This is a genomic window from Blautia sp. An81 (assembly GCF_002161285.1).
Lineage (GTDB): Bacteria > Bacillota > Clostridia > Lachnospirales > Lachnospiraceae > Blautia > Blautia ornithocaccae.
On record NZ_NFHH01000072.1, the window covers coordinates 1 to 1298 of the forward strand.

A 1298-nucleotide genomic window follows, 5' to 3' on the forward strand; every position below is an offset into this window, starting at 1 on the left:
AGGGCCAGAGTCGGTATGCGCAGACCCGAAACCGGGTGACCTATCCATGTCCAGGTTGAAGCTGCCGTAAAAGGCAATGGAGGACCGAACCCACATCCGTTGAAAAGGGTGGGGATGAGGTGTGGATAGGGGAGAAATTCCAATCGAACCCGGAGATAGCTGGTTCTCCTCGAAATAGCTTTAGGGCTAGCCTCGGCAGAGATACGTGGAGGTAGAGCACTGAATTTCCTAGGGGGCGTCAAAGCCTACCGAAGAATATCAAACTCCGAATGCCATGATATTGCTTGCCGGGAGTCAGACTATACGAGATAAGTTGGATAGTCAAAAGGGAAAGAGCCCAGACCTCCAGCTAAGGTCCCAAAGTGCGTGTTAAGTGGAAAAGGATGTGGGATCTCTAAGACAACCAGGATGTTGGCTCAGAAGCAGCCATGCATTCAAAGAGTGCGTAATAGCTCACTGGTCGAGAGGTCCTGCGCCGAAAATGTCCGGGGCTGAAACACGACACCGAAGCTGAGGAATCGAAAGATTGGTAGAGGAGCATTGCATAAGGGAAGAAGCAGTACCGGAAGGAGCTGTGGACTTTATGGAAGAGAGAATGCCGGAATGAGTAGCGAGAATGAGGTGGGAATCCTCATGGCCGAATATCCAAGGTTTCCAGGGTAAAGCTGATCTGCCCTGGGTAAGTCGGGGCCTAAGGCGAGGTCGGAAGACGTAGTCGATGGACAACAGGTTGAGATTCCTGTACTGCAGCATGACAGAACTGTGGGGACACGTGTGGAGAGCATAGCCGCGGAATGGAAAGCCGCGGGCAAGCGAGGTAGGAGATATGCAGGAAAAACCGCATATCAATCCGAAGGCGTGATGCGGAGCGAACTGAAGTAGCGAAGTATGTGAGCCATGCGTCGAGAAAAGCCGCTATTGTTCATACTGTACCCGTACCGTAAACCGACACAGGTGGATGAGGAGAGAATCCTAAGGCCGGCGGAAGAAGCATTGTCAAGGAACTCGGCAAAATGACCCCGTAACTTCGGGAGAAGGGGTGCCTGCGAGAGCAGGCCGCAGAGAATAGGCTCAAGCAACTGTTTAGCAAAAACACAGGTCTATGCAAAACCGAAAGGTGAGGTATATGGGCTGACGCCTGCCCGGTGCTGGAAGGTTAAGAGGAGAGGTTAGAGAGATCGAAGCTTTGAATTTAAGCCCCAGTAAACGGCGGCCGTAACTATAACGGTCCTAAGGTAGCGAAATTCCTTGTCGGGTAAGTTCCGACCCGCACGAAAGGCGTAATGATTTGAGCGCTG

Annotated in this window: 1 rRNA gene; it reads left to right on the plus strand. The window is 52.1% G+C overall.

Going from position 1 to position 1298, the window contains the following annotated elements:
• Positions 1 to 1298 (plus strand): 23S ribosomal RNA (locus B5G33_RS20865); the annotation flags it as partial.